The 2,001-nt window shown below is 57.7% G+C and carries 1 protein-coding gene; it reads left to right on the top strand.

Translation table 11 applies throughout. The annotated features are described in order from the left end of the window. On the top strand, nucleotides 1-2,001 hold a 2,001-nt coding region (locus K0778_RS25780; RefSeq protein ID WP_153449179.1), incomplete at both ends, for an Ag43/Cah family autotransporter adhesin.

Below are 2,001 nucleotides of genomic sequence, written 5' to 3'. Positions count from 1 at the left end.
GGATACCACGCTGAATGGGGGGTACCAGTATGTGCACAACGGCGGTACGGCGTCTGGCACTGTTGTAAACAGTGACGGCTGGCAGATTATCAAGGAAGGTGGTCTGGCGGATTTCACCATCGTTAACCAGAAAGGCAAACTGCAGGTGAACGCCGGTGGTACAGCCACGAATGTCACCCTGAAGCAGGGAGGCGCACTGGTCACCAGTACGGCGGCAACCGTCACCGGCAGCAACCGTCTGGGGAATTTCACGGTGGAAAACGGTAAGGCTGACGGTGTTGTTCTGGAGTCCGGCGGTCGCCTGGATGTACTGGAGGGCCATTCAGCGCAGAAAACACTGGTGGATGACGGCGGTACCCTGGCAGTGTCTGCCGGTGGTAAGGCGACAGGTGTCACCATGACATCCGGTGGTGCCCTGATTGCAGACAGTGGTGCCACTGTTGAGGGGACCAATGCCAGCGGTAAGTTCAGTATTGATGGCATATCCGGTCAGGCCAGCGGCCTGCTGCTGGAAAATGGCGGCAGCTTTACGGTTAATGCCGGGGGACAGGCTGGCAACACCACTGTCGGACATCGTGGAACACTGACGCTGGCTGCCGGGGGAAGTCTGAGTGGCAGAACACAGCTCAGTAAAGGCGCCAGCATGGTACTGAATGGTGATGTGGTCAGTACCGGCGATATTGTTAACGCAGGGGAGATTCGCTTTGATAATCAGACGACACAGGATGCCGTCCTGAGCCGTACTGTTGCAAAAGGCGACGCCCCGGTAACGTTCCATAAACTGACCACCAGTAACCTCACCGGTCAGGGTGGCACCATCAATATGCGTGTTCGCCTTGATGGCAGCAATGCCTCTGACCAGCTGGTGATTAATGGTGGTCAGGCAACCGGCAAAACCTGGCTTGCGTTCACAAATGTCGGAAACAGTAACCTCGGGGTGGCAACCTCCGGACAGGGTATCCGGGTTGTGGATGCACAGAATGGTGCCACCACAGAAGAAGGTGCGTTTGCCCTGAGTCGCCCGCTTCAGGCCGGTGCCTTTAACTACACCCTGAACCGTGACAGCGATGAAGACTGGTACCTGCGCAGTGAAAATGCTTATCGTGCTGAAGTCCCCCTGTATGCCTCCATGCTGACACAGGCAATGGACTATGACCGGATTCTGGCAGGCTCCCGCAGCCATCAGACCGGTGTAAACGGTGAAAATAACAGCGTCCGTCTCAGCATTCAGGGCGGTCATCTCGGTCACGATAACAACGGCGGTATTGCCCGTGGAGCCACGCCGGAAAGCAGCGGCAGCTATGGCTTCGTCCGTCTGGAGGGTGACCTGCTGAGAACAGAGGTTGCCGGTATGTCTCTGACGACAGGGGTATATGGTGCTGCTGGCCATTCTTCCGTTGATGTTAAGGATGATGACGGTTCCCGCGCCGGCACGGTCCGGGATGATGCCGGCAGTCTGGGCGGATACCTGAATCTGGTACACACGTCCTCCGGCCTGTGGGCTGACATTATGGCACAGGGAACCCGCCACAGCATGAAAGCGTCATCGGACAATAACGACTTCCGCGCCCGGGGCTGGGGCTGGCTGGGCTCACTGGAAACCGGTCTGCCCTTCAGTATCACTGACAACCTGATGCTGGAACCACAACTGCAGTATACCTGGCAGGGACTCTCCCTGGATGACGGCCAGGATAACGCCGGTTATGTGAAGTTCGGGCATGGCAGTGCACAACATGTGCGTGCCGGTTTCCGTCTGGGCAGCCACAACGATATGAGCTTTGGTGAAGGCACCTCATCCCGTGACACCCTGCGCGACAGTACAAAACACCGTGTGCGTGAACTGCCGGTGAACTGGTGGGTACAGCCTTCTGTTATCCGCACCTTCAGCTCCCGGGGTGACATGAGCATGGGTACAGCTGAAGCCGGCAGTAACATGACGTTCTCACCGTCACAGAATGGCACGTCACTGGACCTGCAGGCCGGACTGGAAGCCCGTGTCCG

Origin of the sequence: Escherichia sp. XD33 (assembly GCF_019375075.1) — a bacterium.
In the GTDB taxonomy this organism is placed as follows: Bacteria; Pseudomonadota; Gammaproteobacteria; order Enterobacterales; family Enterobacteriaceae; genus Enterobacter; species Enterobacter flexneri_A.
The sequence above is the reverse complement of the archived record's forward strand: the minus strand, read 5'-3'. Positions and strand labels throughout refer to the sequence as shown.